At 71.6% G+C, this 14,825-nt stretch carries 11 protein-coding genes; 4 read left to right on the top strand and 7 right to left on the bottom strand.

The window, feature by feature from the left end; translation table 11 throughout:
- The first annotated feature begins 346 nt into the window (after positions 1-346).
- Entirely contained in the window at positions 347-1,318 is a 972-nt protein-coding gene (locus DQ384_RS07715; protein ID WP_114027984.1) for a zinc-binding dehydrogenase, read from the top strand.
- A 369-nt stretch (positions 1,319-1,687) separates the two neighbouring features.
- Here the strand turns inward: DQ384_RS07715 and DQ384_RS41105 are convergent, their stop codons facing one another.
- The 7 genes from DQ384_RS41105 to DQ384_RS07685 all read right to left on the bottom strand — a co-directional run bounded on the left by DQ384_RS41105 (position 1,688) and on the right by DQ384_RS07685 (position 11,320).
- Entirely contained in the window at positions 1,688-1,975 is a 288-nt protein-coding gene (locus tag DQ384_RS41105; protein ID WP_220182815.1) for a hypothetical protein, read from the bottom strand.
- Complete coding sequence (locus tag DQ384_RS07705; RefSeq protein WP_114027983.1) at positions 1,972-2,727, bottom strand: PadR family transcriptional regulator; 756 nt, start codon at positions 2,725-2,727, stop codon at positions 1,972-1,974. Before DQ384_RS07705 ends, DQ384_RS41105 begins: the two co-directional genes overlap by 4 nt.
- Complete coding sequence (locus DQ384_RS07700; RefSeq protein ID WP_114027982.1) at positions 2,724-3,518, bottom strand: DUF4097 family beta strand repeat-containing protein; 795 nt, start codon at positions 3,516-3,518, stop codon at positions 2,724-2,726. Before DQ384_RS07700 ends, DQ384_RS07705 begins: the two co-directional genes overlap by 4 nt.
- 130 nt (positions 3,519-3,648) lie before the next feature.
- Positions 3,649-3,825 (bottom strand): DUF6104 family protein, encoded by a 177-nt coding sequence (locus DQ384_RS41100; RefSeq protein ID WP_181871080.1) that lies wholly within the window; start codon positions 3,823-3,825, stop codon positions 3,649-3,651.
- Positions 3,826-3,940: 115 nt separating this feature from the next.
- Complete coding sequence (locus tag DQ384_RS07695) at positions 3,941-7,657, bottom strand: multifunctional oxoglutarate decarboxylase/oxoglutarate dehydrogenase thiamine pyrophosphate-binding subunit/dihydrolipoyllysine-residue succinyltransferase subunit (RefSeq protein ID WP_114027981.1); 3,717 nt, start codon at positions 7,655-7,657, stop codon at positions 3,941-3,943.
- Between the two features lie 314 nt (positions 7,658-7,971).
- The gene (locus tag DQ384_RS07690; protein ID WP_114027980.1) at positions 7,972-8,637 is read right to left on the bottom strand and encodes a B3/B4 domain-containing protein; all 666 of its coding nucleotides are present in this window, start codon (positions 8,635-8,637) and stop codon (positions 7,972-7,974) included.
- A 106-nt stretch (positions 8,638-8,743) separates the two neighbouring features.
- Positions 8,744-11,320 carry a glycoside hydrolase family 9 protein gene (locus DQ384_RS07685; protein ID WP_245966299.1) on the bottom strand — a complete coding sequence of 859 codons (2,577 nt, stop codon included), beginning with the start codon at positions 11,318-11,320 and terminating at the stop codon, positions 8,744-8,746.
- Between the two features lie 315 nt (positions 11,321-11,635).
- On the opposite strand from DQ384_RS07685, the gene DQ384_RS07680 reads away from it, so the two are divergent.
- The 3 genes from DQ384_RS07680 to DQ384_RS07670 all read left to right on the top strand — a co-directional run bounded on the left by DQ384_RS07680 (position 11,636) and on the right by DQ384_RS07670 (position 14,692).
- Positions 11,636-12,214 (top strand): winged helix-turn-helix domain-containing protein, encoded by a 579-nt coding sequence (locus DQ384_RS07680; RefSeq protein ID WP_220182814.1) that lies wholly within the window; start codon positions 11,636-11,638, stop codon positions 12,212-12,214.
- Positions 12,211-13,506 (top strand): MFS transporter, encoded by a 1,296-nt coding sequence (locus tag DQ384_RS07675; RefSeq protein ID WP_114027977.1) that lies wholly within the window; start codon positions 12,211-12,213, stop codon positions 13,504-13,506. Before DQ384_RS07680 ends, DQ384_RS07675 begins: the two co-directional genes overlap by 4 nt.
- Positions 13,507-13,573: 67 nt before the next feature.
- The gene (locus DQ384_RS07670; protein ID WP_114027976.1) at positions 13,574-14,692 is read left to right on the top strand and encodes an MBL fold metallo-hydrolase; all 1,119 of its coding nucleotides are present in this window, start codon (positions 13,574-13,576) and stop codon (positions 14,690-14,692) included.
- Positions 14,693-14,825 lie beyond the last annotated feature (133 nt).

Here is a 14,825-nt window from a genome sequence, read left to right as displayed (position 1 = left end):
AAGCCCTGTTGTGCCGAGGAAAACGTGCCCGCGAAGATCGGCGCGAAGGTGTCCAGCGAATCCGGTAGCGGCCCGGGAAATTTTTCTCGGACGGCGTGTCGGCGTGCCGCTGTGTCATTCTTTGGCGGCGGTCGCGGCCTTGCTCCGGCAACCGCCGCCGACGTAGATGATCAAGGGAAATGGGGTCGTTATGAGTAATGGCCGTTATTAGCTAATTCGCGGTGATCTACGCGCTTTGCCGCCCCGGGACGTACGCCGCGGGCCGCGAACGCGAAAGTCCCGCGACGCGGGCGAAGCGTGGGAGGCGGCCCGGGATCGCGGGGACCGCGGGGGATAGGGTTCCGCCATGTTCGCCGTAACGTGCACAGCCACCGACCCCGACAACCCTCTCGCCGGGCTCGCCCTCGGTGAGCATCCCGAGCCGGTGGTCCCCGACGGGTGGACCACGGTGACCGTGAGGGCCGCCGCGCTCAACCACCACGACCTGTGGACGCTGAAGGGCGTCGGCATCCGCCAGGACCGCCTGCCCATCGTGCTCGGCTGCGACGCCGCCGGGGTCGACGAGGACGGCAACGACGTCATCGTCCACTCGGTGATCGGAACGCCCGTCCACGGGGACGAGACCCTGGACCCGAAGCGCTCGCTGCTGTCAGAGGTCCATGACGGCACGTTCGCGGACAGGGTGGCGGTGCCGCGCGGCAACCTCGTGCCGAAGCCGGCCGCGCTGTCGTTCGAGGAGGCCGCGTGCCTGCCCACGGCGTGGCTGACCGCCTACCGCATGCTGTTCGAGAAGGCCGGCCTGGAGCCGGGGTCCACCGTGCTGGTCCAGGGCGCGGGCGGCGGGGTCGCCACCGCGCTGATCGCGCTCGGCCGGGCGGGCGGTTACCGCGTCTGGGTGACGAGCCGCTCGGAGGAGAAAAGGGCCAGGGCGCTGGAGCTCGGCGCGGACCAGGCGTTCGCCACCGGGGCTCGCCTGCCCGAGCGGGTGGACGCGGTGATGGAGACCGTGGGCCAGGCCACGTGGGAGCACTCACTGAAGTCGCTGCGTCCCGGCGGCCGGATCGTCGTCTCCGGTGCGACCAGCGGGGCGGTGCCCCCGGCCGATCTGCAGCGTGTGTTCTTCCTCCAGCTTTCGGTGGTCGGGTCCACCATGGGGACGAAGGAGCAGCTCGGGCGGGTCGCCAGGTTCATGGAGCAGACGGGCGTACGGCCGGTCGTGGACCGTGTGCTGCCGCTGACGGGGGCTCGGGAGGGGTTCGCGGCGCTGGAGGAGGGCGAGGTCTTCGGGAAGATCGTCTTCACCGGTTCGGCATCCTGACCGGGCCGCCATCGGCGAAGCGGGTTCGGCAGGGCGGTACGCGATCGGCGAAGCGGGCTCCGCGGGCCGGGGGGCGATCGGCGAAGCGCGGTTCGGCGGGCCGGGGGCGATCGGCCTCGCGAGTTCTTGACGGCCGAGGCGTTCGGCCTGGTGAGGGTGGCTTCCGGACGGCGCGCCGAAGCTCGTCCGGTCGTGCCGTCCGGAAGCCGAATATGAATAACCGGTCGCCGGGCATGCCGGTACCGACTTGTGGGGTCGGGTTCCTCTCCATGGTGGTGCCGACGAACCTTCACCGGTCACCCACCGTAATGGGACGCCGGGGCCTCGGACCTGCTTTTCACCGTATCGACACCGAATGATCGCGAACGGTCAGGCGGCCAGTCGGCGAAGCGTCCGCGCGCGCCGGGGGGACGGCGGACCGGCCGCCGCGGGCGGGGGATCGGCCGGTCCGGCAGAGGCGCCGGCCACGGCGGAGACCACCGGGGAGACCACGGCGGAGGGCTCGATGGAGATCACGGCGGAGGCCGTGAGGACGGGGAGCCCGTCCATCGGCGCCGCCTGAAGGGGGAAGGGTTCCGCCGGGACGGCGAGCGGCGCGTCCAGGGGACGCGGGCCCGTTCGCAGCAGCGGCGGGCGGAACCCGTAGAAGATCATCATCGGAGTGCGGACCGGATGCGGGTGGCGGCCTCGTACAGCGCGTCCTGGGCCGTGGCCAGCGCCTCCTCGGTCACCGAGGACGCCGCCGCCGCGCCGCGGATCTCCTCCACGAACTCGGCGAGCATCTGCCCGAGCTCGGCGTCGTGGTCGCGCGAGCCGCGGCCCTGCCAGGTGTCGCCCCAGAGGCCGCGCAGCCAGTCCTGCTTCCAGCGCTGGGACTCCTCCTTCCAGGACTGCTTCTGGCGCGCGAACTCCTGCTTCTGCTCCTGCCACGCGCGCTTCTGCTCGCGCCACGCCCGCCGGTAGTCCTCCCGGGCCGAGCGCAGGTCGTCCTTGGCCTGGCGCTCGTCCTCGCGGGAGCCCTGGCGGACCTCCCGCGCCATCTGGGTCAGCTCGTCGCGCAGGGAGCGGACGGTGTCGCGCACGTCCTCCTTGACCTCGCGGGCGATGTCGCGGACCGACTCGGAGATCTCCTGTTCGAGCTCGGCGAGCTCGTCCATGCGGGCCTCCAGCTCGGCGCGCCCCTTGTCGGTGATCGTGAAGACCTTCTTGCCCTCGACGACCTCGTGGGTGACCAGGCCCTCCTCCTCCAGCCGGGCGAGCCGGGGGTAGATGGTGCCGGGCGAGGGGGAGTACACGCCGAGGAAGCGGTCCTGCAGGAGGCGGATGACCTCGTAGCCGTGCCGCGGGCTCTCCTCCAGCAGTTTGAGCAGGTAGAGCCGGAGGCGTCCATGGGCGAAAACGGGACTCACTGGTCTCTCCTCAGAAGCGTCACATCGGCGGACACCGTGGTGGCCGACAGCGAGGCCATGCCCCCGCCGAGCCGGCCGGACACCGATTTGATCCCGGGGCGGCTGGAGGCGCCGAGGCCGGGGAACGAGCTGTGCAGGCGGCCGGACGTCGAGCGCAGCGTCACGTCGCCGTCGACCACGTGGGGCAGGCGGACGACGATGGCGCCCGACACGCTGTGCAGCGTCACGTGGCCGGTGGGGGGCAGTTCGAGGTCGGCCGTGATGCGGCCTGACACCGTGTTGGCGCGCAGGCGCCGGGGGACGCCCGCCGCGACGGTCAGCTCGCCGGCGACGCTCGTGAACGAGAGGTCGCCGGCCAGGCCGCGACTCTCGACGGCCCCGGAGACGGTCTCTGCCTCGATCTCGCCGCTCACCCCGTCGAGGACGATCTCGCCGGAGACGCTTTTCACGTTGGTGCGGTTCTCGAACCCGGCCACCACGGCGGAGGCGGAGATCACGCCCGCCTGGACCGGGCAGTCCTTCGGGACGGTCAGTGTCAGCGTGGTGTCGCGGCGGCCGGGGCGCAGCCATCCGAGGATGCCGTCCCAGGTCAGGTCCTTGTAGGCCACGGTCAGGCGGCCGTCCTCGTCGTGCTCGACCAGCAGCGGGGGAGTGTCGATGCTGCTGACCTCCAGGCTGGGCGGACCGTCGCTGGCCAGCACGGCCAGGCGACCCGCGACGATGCGGACGTTCAGCGCGCTCACGGCGCCGAACGTCAGTTGCTCTGGCTTGTCGATGCTCCATGTGGGCATGGCCGGTCTCGCCCTTCGACGGTGTTCCACGGCTGGGTTCCACAGACACGATATATCGCGTAGGCGGCAATCTCAAGATGTATCGCGTTACGCGTCACAGGGCCGGCCATGCGCCGCCGGGAGGAAGCCGTCAGTCGTCCTCGTCGTCGAGGCGGGCCAGCCACGTGGCCAGGCGCTCGACCGGGGTCTCGAACTCGGGGTTCAGGTCGACGAACTCGCGCAGCCGCTCGGCCAGCCAGCCGATGCCGACCTCCTCCTCGCCGCGCCGCTCGACCAGCTCTTCGATACCCCTGTCGGTGAAGTACATCGCATCTCCAGGACATGACCGGACATAAGGGGAAGTCCCCCACAGAACCGCCTGCGGGGGACTTCCATTCCAGGTGAAACCGCCGGTGGCCGGGCCCGTGCGGGGCCCATGGCCACTAGCCCAGGCTCTCGGCGACGATGTGCTCGATCTCGGCGTCGTGCGCGGCGTGCGAGCCCACCGCCGGGGACGAGTTGGCCGCACGCGAGACCCGCCGCAGCCCCCGGCCCCCGAGCAGGTCGCGGTCCTCGGTGAGCTTGAGCGTGAGGTACGGCCACGGGCCCATGTTGACCGGCTCGTCCTGCGCCCACACCAGCTCGGTGTCCAGGCTGTAGCGCGACAGCTCGGCCCGCAGCTCCTCGGCGGGGAACGGGTAGAGCCGCTCCAGCCGGACGACCGCGACGTCCCTGCGTCCCTGCTTGTCGCGGGCCGCCGCCAGGTCGTAGTACACCCGGCCCGAGCACAGCACCACGCGCCGCACGTCCGAGGGGTCGACCGTGGAGTCGCCGATGACCGGCCGGAACGCGCCCGAGGTGAACTCCGTCGTCGCCGACGCCGCCGCCCGGAGCCGCAGCAGCGACTTCGGCGTGAAGACGACCAGCGGACGGTGGCGGTTCGACAGCACCTGCCAGCGCAGCAGGTGGAAGTAGTTCGCCGGGGTGGTCGGCTGCACGACGGTCATGTTGTCCAGCGCGCACATCTGCAGGAACCGCTCGATGCGGGCCGAGGAGTGGTCCGGGCCCTGGCCCTCGTAGCCGTGCGGCAGCAGCAGCACGACCGAGGAGCGCTGGCCCCACTTCTGCTCGCCCGACGAGATGAACTCGTCGATGATCGACTGGGCGCCGTTGGCGAAGTCGCCGAACTGCGCCTCCCACGCCACCAGGGCGTCCGGCCGCACGACGCTGTAGCCGTACTCGAAGCCCATCGCCGCGAACTCCGACAGCAGGGAGTCGTAGACGTAGAACTTCGTGGTGCCCTCGTTGAACGCCTTGAGCGGGGTGTGCTCCTCGCCGGTGACGCGGTTGACCAGCACGGCGTGCCGCTGGCCGAACGTCCCGCGGCGCGAGTCCTGCCCGACGAGGCGGACCGGGTGGCCGTCGATCAGCAGCGAGCCGAAGGCCAGGGCCTCGCCCATCGCCCAGTCGATCGCGTCCTCGGTGACCATCTGGCCGCGGCGCTGGAGCAGCGGGGCCAGGCGCGGGTGGACGGTGAAGCCCTCGGGCAGCGTGAGCTGCGTCTCGACGACCCGCTTGATCACCTCTTCGGAGATGCCCGTCGGGGTGTCGTCGTGCGACCACGGGACGACCTCGCCCGGGGCGGGCTTGACGACCGCGCCCGGCTCCAGGGGCCGCTTGCCGGCCTCGCGCGTCTCGGTGAAGGCGCGCTCCAGCTGCTCCTGGTAGTCGCGCAGGGCCTGCTCGGCCTCCTCCACCGTGATGTCGCCCCGGCCGATCAGCGCCTCGGTGTACAGCTTGCGGATCGACCGCTTGGCGTCGATCAGGTCGTACATCAGCGGCTGCGTGAAGCTCGGGTTGTCGGTCTCGTTGTGGCCGCGGCGGCGGTAGCAGATCAGGTCGATGACGATGTCCTTGCGGAACGTCTGGCGGTACTCGTACGCCAGCCGGCCCACGCGGACGACGGCCTCGGGGTCGTCGCCGTTGACGTGGAAGATCGGCGCCTGGATCATGCGTGCGACGTCGGTGGCGTACACGCTGGACCGCGACGAGGCGGGCGAGGTGGTGAAGCCGACCTGGTTGTTGACCACGACGTGGACGGTGCCGCCGGTGCGGTAGCCGCGCAGCTGCGACAGGTGCAGCGTCTCGGCCACCACGCCCTGGCCGGCGAAGGCCGCGTCGCCGTGCACCAGCACGGGCAGGACGGTGAAGCCCTCCTCGCCGCGCTCCAGAAGGTCCTGCTTGGCGCGGACCACGCCCTCCAGGACCGGGTCGACCGCCTCCAGGTGGGAGGGGTTGGCGACGACCGAGGCCGCGATCTTGTTGCCGTTGGGGGCCGTGAAGTCGCCGGACGCGCCGAGGTGGTACTTCACGTCGCCCGAGCCGTGGGCGCTGCGCGGGTCGAGGTTGCCCTCGAACTCGCCGAACACCTGGGCATAGGACTTGCCGACGATGTTGGCGAGGACGTTCAGCCGGCCGCGGTGGGCCATGCCGATCACGACCTCGTCGAGGTGCTCGTCGGCCGCGGCGGAGATCACCGAGTCGAGCAGCGGGATCAGCGACTCGCCGCCCTCCAGCGAGAAGCGCTTCTGCCCGACGTACTTGGTCTGCAGGAACGTCTCGAACGCCTCGGAGGTGTTCAGCCGGCGCAGGATGTTGAGCTGCTCCTCGCGGCTGGGCTTGGCGTGCGGCTTCTCGACCCGCGCCTGGATCCAGGCGCGCTCCTCGGGGTTCTGGATGTGCATGTACTCGATGCCGACCGTGCGGCAGTACGAGTCGCGCAGGACGCCGAGGATGTCGCGCAGCTTCATCAGCGGCTTGCCGCCGAAGCCGCCGGTCGCGAACTCGCGCTCCAGGTCCCACAGCGTCAGGCCGTGCGACTTGATGTCCAGGTCGGGGTGCTTGCGCTGGTTGTACTCCAGCGGGTCGGTGTCGGCCATGAGGTGGCCGCGCACGCGGTAGGCGTGGATCAGCTCGATGACGCGGGCCGACTTGGCGACGTCGTCGTCGTGGCTGGCCGAGATGTCGGCGACCCAGCGCACGGGCTCGTACGGGATGCGCAGCGACTGGAAGACCTCGTCGTAGAAGCCGTCCTCGCCGAGCAGGAGCCTGTGGATGTTGCGCAGGAACTCGCCGGACTGGGCGCCCTGGATGATGCGGTGGTCGTACGTGCTGGTCAGCGTCATGACCTTGCTGACCGCGAGCCGGTTGAGCGTCTCGGGGGAGGCGCCCTGGTACTCGGCGGGGTACTCCATCGCGCCGACGCCGATGATCGTGCCCTGGCCCGGCATGAGACGCGGGACGGAGTGGACCGTGCCGATCGTGCCGGGGTTGGTCAGGCTGATCGTGGTGCCCGCGAAGTCGTCGACGCCCAGCTTGCCGGCCCTGGCCTTGCGGACGATCTCTTCGTACGCCATCCAGAACTGGCGGAAGTCGAGCGTCTCGGCGTTCTTGATCGAGGGCACGAGGAGCTGGCGGGTGCCGTCGCTCTTCTGCACGTCGATGGCCAGGCCCAGGCCGACGTGGGCCGGCTTGACCAGCGTCGGCTTGCCGTCGACCTCGGCGTAGGCGTGGTTCATCTCGGGCATCGTCGCGAGCGCCTTGACGATCGCGTAGCCGATGAGGTGAGTGAACGACACCTTGCCGCCGCGGCCGCGGGACAGGTGGTTGTTGATGACGATGCGGTTGTCGATCAGCAGCTTGGCCGGGACGGCGCGCACGCTGGTGGCCGTCGGGACCGAGAGGCTGAGGTCCATGTTGGCGGCCGTGCGGGCCGCGGCGCCGCGCAGGCGCACTTCCTCGGCCTCGGCCTGGACCGCGACGGCGGCGGGCTTGGCCTTCGGGGCCTGCTCGGACTGCGGGGGAGGTGCCGGAGTCGTCGTCTTTGGCGCCTTGGGGGCGGCCTTGGCCGGTGCGGTCTCACGTGCCGGTGCGGCCGTGGCGGTGGACGGAGGAGCGGCCTCGGCCGTCTCGCCGTTGACACCACCCGGCACCGGGACGCGGCTCGTACCGGAATCGGGGTTGTAGTCAGCGAAGAAGTTCCACCAGGCACGGTCCACTGACTCCGGGTCCTGGAGGTACTTCTGATACAGCTCGTCGACAAGCCACTCGTTCTGACCGAAGTTGGCCAGTGGGTTTGTCCGTGACGACTCAGACGACACGGCGGAAATCGCCCTCTTCCGCAGATCGGCGTTGTTGAAATGAGGAACCTGTCCAAGGCTACTCGCCCAAATAGGTGGCGTGTGCGCTCTCGGGCGGGCTCACGGCCCGATCATCCCAGGACCGTTCAAACTGGTCACGCCCGGGTAGTCCGTCCGGGGGGTGAGGTCATGCTCACCTCGGAGGTGCGGTTCCGGTCACGCCGTCGCCAGGGGCCCGGCCGACGGCGCCGCGATCACGGGCGGGCGGGGGGCGCGAGGGCCCGCCTCGTCTCATCCCATGATACGCGGCGTCTCACCGTGGGGGCCACGCCGGTCTAGACGGGACCCACCAGACGGGATTCGACGCGCACGCCGGGGGTGATCTCGCGCAGACGGGCGATCAGCTCGTCCCCGGCGGCCGACAGCTCGTCCATCGACATCGGCGCGAGCCGCTCCAGCAGGAACAGCGCGTCGGTCGTGGTCTCGGTGAGACGGGTGCGCACGCACTGCCGCCAGTTCCACCTGCGGCAGGTGACCCCGCGGTCGTCCCGCCACACGACCTCGCCGATCTCGGGGTGGTCGACGACGATCTCGCCCTTGTCCATGGCGTCGAACGGCTCGTCGCCGGTCGCGCGGACCAGCCTGGCCGTGCCCTCGTAATGGGCGAGATCCTCGCCGCCGATGGGCAGGACGTGCCGGACGCTGACCGCGTTGTACGCGTCCACGACGAGGTTGATCTCCGGGGGCGGCACGCGGCGCACCAGCGCGTCCACGGACGGGCGCGTGCGCTGCGGCTTGGCCCCGAACGACCGGTAGGCGTCCTGCCAGGCGGCGATGTTCTCGTGCGACGGCGGCACGGCCGCCTCCGCCGCCTCGGCGAGCCACGCGCGGGAGCGGTCGTCGGAGGGGCCGCCCCGCAGGCCGTACGCGCCGACGGCGAGCACCCGGAAGTCCGGGCGCAGCTCGGTGACCGCCTCGTCCACCCAGATGGCCTCGATCATGCGCCTACCTTAACGGCCGCCGGCGACGGTCCCGCGCGGGCGTCTCGGCCAGGGGGGAGGACGGGCCGCCGCCGCGCGGAGGGGCGGCGGCGGCCCGCGAACGGGCTCAGGCGCAGGCGGCGCCGTTGAGCGTGAACAGATCGGGCGCCGGGTTGGCGCCGGGCGCGCCGTCGCCGTTGAAGCCGAACGTCACCGAACGGCCCGGCTTGATCTCCTTGTTCCAGCCGAGGTCGCGCGCGGTGACGGTCGCGCCGCTCTGGGCCAGGTCGGTGCTCCAGAACCCGGTCACCTTCTGGCCGCCGAGGAAGGACCACTTCAGGGCCCAGCCCTTGATCGCCGACGTGCCGGTGTTCTTGACCGTGACCTGCGTGGTGAACCCGCCCGGCCACTGCCCGTGCGTGGTGTAGGTCACCTGACAGGCGCCGGGGGCCTTCACGGCGCCGTCGCCCTGGCCGGCGACGAAGGCCGAGACCCACGCCAGCGGCGAGTTCCAGTTGATCGTCAGCTCGTTGGTCGCCCAGGAGTTGATGTCGTCGATGTAGCAGAACTGCGGCTTGCAGCCCCGCAGCTTGTCGGCGGCCAGCGGGTCCTGGAGGCCGGAGTTCGGCCCGCCGGCGAGCGTGCCCGCGGGCGGGTTCGGCAGGGCGGGGTCGAGCTGGTGGGAGTACCACCGGCTGTGCTGGTTGTGGGAGGCCACCTCGCCGTACCCGGTCACGTACGACTGGTTGAGCGCGTTGCGGCCGAAGATGTAGTCGATGCCCTGGAGCACGCCGTCGCGGTACTTGAGCGTGCCGGTGATGTCGTAGGCGGCGGCCATGACGACCATGTTGTTCAGCACCAGGTTGTTGGAGCCCCAGTCGTAGGTCGGCGGGTCGTACGGGACGCCGTACGGGTGCGCGGTGAGCGTCGCGAGGTACCGGTCGGCTCCCTGGACCACCGACGCGCGCACCTGGTCGCGGCCGGGCAGCGCGTTGGGCACGGTCGCGAGGTCGATGCGGCCGAGCTGGGCGACGTGGCCCCAGTCGAAGCCGCGCGGCCCCCAGATGTCGGCCGTGTGCTGCGGCGAGGCGAGCACGTAGTTCTTGAACTCGTTCTCGCCCGTGGTGATGTAGAGCTCGGCGGCGGCCCAGTAGAACTCGTCGCTCACGTCCGCGTCGTCGTAGGCGCCGCCGCCGGTGCCGTCGGAGGGGGAGGCGAGCCTGGCGGGGTTGGCCTTGGCGGCGGCCCACGCCGCGCGGGCGGCGGTGAGGTTCCTGGCGGCGAACGCCGGGTCGTACGGCGCGAACAGGCGGGCGGCCTGGGCGGCGGTGGCGGCGAGGTTCAGGGTGGCCGCGGTGGACACGGGGTGCAGCTCGCGCTTCTGGGCGTCCAGGTGGGGCAGCAGCGGCAGCCCCGTCCAGTTCTCGTCGTGGATCTTGTGGTGCGCCATGCCCGCGTACGGCTTGCCCGCGGGCACCTGCATCCTGAGCAGGAACTCCTGCTCCCAGCGGGCCTCGTCGAGGATGTCGGGGACGCCGTTGCCGCTCTCGGGCAGCGCGAGCGCGCCGTCGCCGAGCGGCACGGTGGTCGCGGCGTTCTTGGTGCGCTCGAACTCGCTCATGAGCTGGGCGACCGAGATGCCGCCGTTGACGACGTACTTGCCGTGGTCGCCGGCGTCGTACCAGCCGCCGGAGACGTCGAGGGTGTAGTCGCAGACCCCCGGCTGGCAGGGGACGCTCGTGTCGCCCCGGTTGGGCGCGACCCCGGCGTGGCCGGCGGGCCTCGCGTAGCCGGGGCGCAGGTCGTCGCGGATGGCGATGCCGCTGCGCTGGGTGTAGTAGAACTTCAGCGCGTCCGCGCGCAGGCGCTCGTAGGCGGCGGCGCCGATGTCGAACGGCCTGCTGGTCTCGCCGTCCGCCGTGAGCGTGTAACCGGTCCCGGCCACCGCGTACGTCCCGAAGTCGATCGAGTGGACGTTCTGCCCGGAGCTGGCGTCCACGCCGCGGGGGGTGGTGCTCCCCGAGGCCACCACCTGGCCGCCCCCGTTCTTGAGCTGCCACGGCAGGGGCGTGGTGGCGTCGGTGACGACGGTCGCGTTCTTCGGGCCCTTCGGCAGGTAGGCGACCTGGTTCACGCGCACCCGTGGGCCGGTGTCGGGCTTGTAGGTGTCGCGTTCGGCCCCGCCCTTGAGCGAGACGTCGTCCATGCAGAACCGCCACGGGGTCGCGCTGCCGCCGAGCTGGAACACCACCTGGGCGTTGGGCAGGTCGACCGGCGAGGTGAACGTGTACGAGTAGGTGGCGCCGCCGGGGACGAGCTCGGGGTTGGCCGTCACGTAGGCCGTGTACGGGTCGACGGGGAGCTGGACGAGCGCCCTGCCGACCTTCGCCGGGTCGGAGGAGGAGAAGAACCGGAAGGCGTACGTCTCGTCCTTGACCAGCGGGATGTCGTTCTGGCCGATGATCACGTCCCACGGGTTGACCGTGCCGCCGGGGATGTCGGCGCACAGCCGCCCGCCGGTGGTGTCGAAGGCGATGCCCTGGGTGTGCCACCAGGGGTCGCTGCCGGTGTCGAACGTGCCGTTGACGATCTGCTCGGGGCCCTCGTCGGCCGCGTGGGCGGTGAGGGAGATTGCGGATGCGGCCAGGGCGGCCGCCGCGGTGACGGCGAGGGATCTCGCCCACCGCCGGGATGGTCTGGTCACGCGGTTTCCCTGAAGGTCATGGGGCGGGTGGACAAGGGGCGCCGTGGAGGAGCCGGGGACGCGGGCGCCGCGCACGGGGGCCGGGTTGGTGGGAGCGTTCCCAGAGCGCGGTTCCCGCATGGTTTCCAACGCCGGTCCCAGGCGTCAATCACGCGCGCGCCGCCGCGTGCGGCGCTCGCCGCCGACCGGGCCGGTCCGTGCGGGTGGGTTCCGCGTCCACGCGCTCCGGGAACGGCCGGGCGCCCTGAAACTTTCACCGGGACGGTCCCAAAGAGATGTTTGCAAAGGTTGCTTTGCAAAGTTACCTTTGGCGACATGAGCGAACCAACGGGCGTGTACCGGGTCGGCGATCCGCGGACGCTGAAGGCGGTGGCCCACCCGCTGCGCGTACGGCTGCTCGGCGCGCTGCGCCTCGAAGGCCCGGCGACCGCCACCGAGCTGGCCGTCCGGTTCGGGGAGAGCTCGGGCTCGACCAGCTACCACCTGCGCCAGCTCGCCAAGTACGGCTTCGTCGAGCAGGACCCCGAGCAGCGCGACGCGCGCGAGCGCCGCTGGCGGTCCGTCCACCGCTACACGGCGTGGAGCGAGCTGGAGCTGGGCGACACCCCCGAGGGCCGCGAGGCCACGGGATTCATGCGCGACCGGCAGTTCGAGGTGCTCGCCCGCGACCGCGGGCGGTTCGAGCGCGACCGCGAGTCGTGGGGGCCCGCGTGGATGGAGGCGGCCGGCATGTCGGACGACATCGCGCGCCTCACCCCCGCCTCCCTCACCCGCCTGTACGAGCGGGTCACGGCGCTGGTCCGTGAGATGGAGGCCGAGGACGAGGGCGATCCGGACGCCGAGCGCGTGTCCATCCACCTGGCGGCCTTCCCCACGAGGGGGTACATCGCATGACCGGCCCGCTCCGCGTCACCGGTCCGGACGACCTCGCCCGTCCGTACCACCCGCTCTCACCCGGGGCCGCGTTACGGCGGTACGGGCTGATCAGCGCCCTGACCTGGCTCCCGCCGGGGCTGATGATCTCGGCGATGGTCCTGCTGATGTCCTCGCGCGGCCTCGGCCTCGCCGAGATCGGCGTGGTGATGTCCTGCTACTCGGTGACCGTCATCGTGCTGGAGCTGCCCACGGGCGGGCTGGCGGACGTCCTGGGACGCCGCGTGGTGCTCGCCGCCGCGGCGCTGTTCATGATGGCGGGCATGGGGCTGCTGGCCGTCGCGGGGTCGTTCTGGCCGTTCGTGGCGGCCTCCGTGCTCAAGGGGATCGCCCGCGCCCTGTCCAGCGGGCCGCCCCAGGCGTGGTACGTGGACACCCTGCACGCCGCCGAGGGGCCGGATGCCGATCTGAAGCCCGGCCTGGCCAGGGGAAGCGCCATGAGCGGCGCGTCCCTGTGCGCCGGCACGCTGGTCGGCGGGGTGCTGCCCTTGGTCGTCCCCTGGGGGCTGGTGGCGCCGATGGTCGCGGCGTCGGCGTCGGCGGTCGTGCTCTTCGTGGTCGTGCTGGTCGCGATGCCCGAGCCGCCGCACCGCCGTCCCTCGCTGCGCTCGGTGCTGCGGGACGTTCCCGTGACCATGGCGGCCGGGCTGCGGCTCGGCGTCGCCGACCGCGGGCTGCGCCGGTTGCTGTTCGTGGCCTTCACGCTGGGGATCGCGCTCAGCTCCGTCGAGGTGCTCACGCCCGGCCGGCTGGCCGAGCTGACCGGGGACCTGGAGCCGGCGAGCTTCCTCTACGGGCTGGTGGCGGCGGCGGGCTTCGGCGCCAGCGCCGTCGGGTCCTGGATCGCGCCCGGGGTGGTGCGCCTGCTGCGGGGTCCGGTCCCGGCGGCGATCGCCGGGACGGCGGCGGGGGCCTGCGCGCTCGGCGGCCTGGCGGCCTCGGCCACGCTGACCGGGGCGGCGGGCGTCGCGGCCACGATGGCCGCGTACGTGCTGCTGTTCGCGGCCGGAGCGGTGCCCGAGCTGGTGCGGAACGAGATGATGCACCGGCGCGTGGCCTCTGCCCACCGCGCGACGCTGATGTCGGTGGACTCGCTCCAGCTCCAGTTCGGGGGGACGACCGCCATGCTCGGCATCGGCTTCCTGGCCTCGCGGGCGGGCGTCGGCGCGGGGTGGGCGGTCGTCGCCGTCCTCGTGCTGGCCTCGGCCCTCCTCTACGTGCGGGTGCCGTCGTCCGGAGCACACCCCGAGTAGAACAACATTCGGTGACCGGTGCACAATCGACTACGACGGAGGCCGTCAAGGGAAGAAGGAGCCGGGGATGCGCGATCAGGTGGCCGGTGACGCGGATCCGGGCGGCCGAAGGCCCCCGCAGGCGCAGAAGAGAAGGGTGACGCCGGCCAGCGAGGAGCAGCGGGACGCCTGGCAGAGCGGCGCCACCCCCGCCGTCGAGCGGGTGCGCCCCGGCCTGTGGTCGATCCCGGTGCCGATCCCGATCAACCCGCTCAGGTACGTCCTGGTCTACGCGCTGGAGCTGCCGGACGGCGTCGCGATCATCGACGCCGGCTGGAACACCGACGAGGCGTACGACGCGCTCGCCGCCGGGCTGAAGGTCGCCGGGTACGAGATGGGCGACGTGCGCGCGGTGCTGGTGACGCACATCCACCCCGACCACTACGGGCTCGCGGGCCGCGTCCGGGAGGACTCGGGAGCCTGGATCGGCCTGCACCCCGCCGACGCGCGCCTGCTGAGCGGCCGGTACGACGACGCGCGGGTCGACGAGCTGGTCTCCCGCGAGCGCGTGATGCTGGCCCGCTCGGGCGTGCCGCCGCTCACCGTGGAGGAGCTGAGCGGGGCCTCCATGATGATCCGGCACTACGTGTCGATGGCCCCGCCCGACCGGCTGATCGAGGACGGCGCCGACCTGGACCTGCCCGGCTGGGACCTGCGGGCCGTGTGGACGCCGGGCCACTCGCCGGGCCACCTGTGCTTCCTGTCGCCCTCGCGGCGGGTGCTGTTCTCGGGCGACCACGTGCTGGCGCGGATCACCCCGATCGTGGCGGTGCACCCGCAGTCCGCCCCGGATCCGCTGGCCGACTACCTGGACGCGCTGGCCGCCGTCCGGTACTTCGAGGTGGACGAGGTGCTGCCCGCGCACGAGTACCGCTTCCTGGAGCTGGCCGAGCGGGTCGAGGACGTGATGGCGCACCACGGCAGGCGGCTGGCGGAGATCGAGGCGGCCGTGCTGGGCGCGGCGGGCGGCATCGCCTGCTGGGACGTGACCACCGGCCTGACCTGGTCGCGGCCATGGGAGACGATCCCGCCGTTCATGCGCAGGGCGGCGACGAACGAGACCCTCGCGCACCTGGTCTACCTGGAGGGGCGGGGTCGTCTGCGCCGGGTGCCGGGCGAGCCGGACCTGTGGTTTCCGGCCGCATGATATTTCATGGAATACAAGTAGGGAATATTGACATTACGGTTTGGTCTACGTAGGTTCTCGAACATGAGCCAGCAGCCCCTGACCCGGCGTCTCCACGTGGATCTCGGCCACGTCGCCGGCGCCCAGTGTCGCC

Source organism: Sphaerisporangium album (assembly GCF_003323745.1).
GTDB lineage: Bacteria > Actinomycetota > Actinomycetes > Streptosporangiales > Streptosporangiaceae > Sphaerisporangium > Sphaerisporangium album.
Note: the sequence above shows the minus strand (reverse complement) of the source record. Positions and strands in the feature narration are given on the sequence as shown.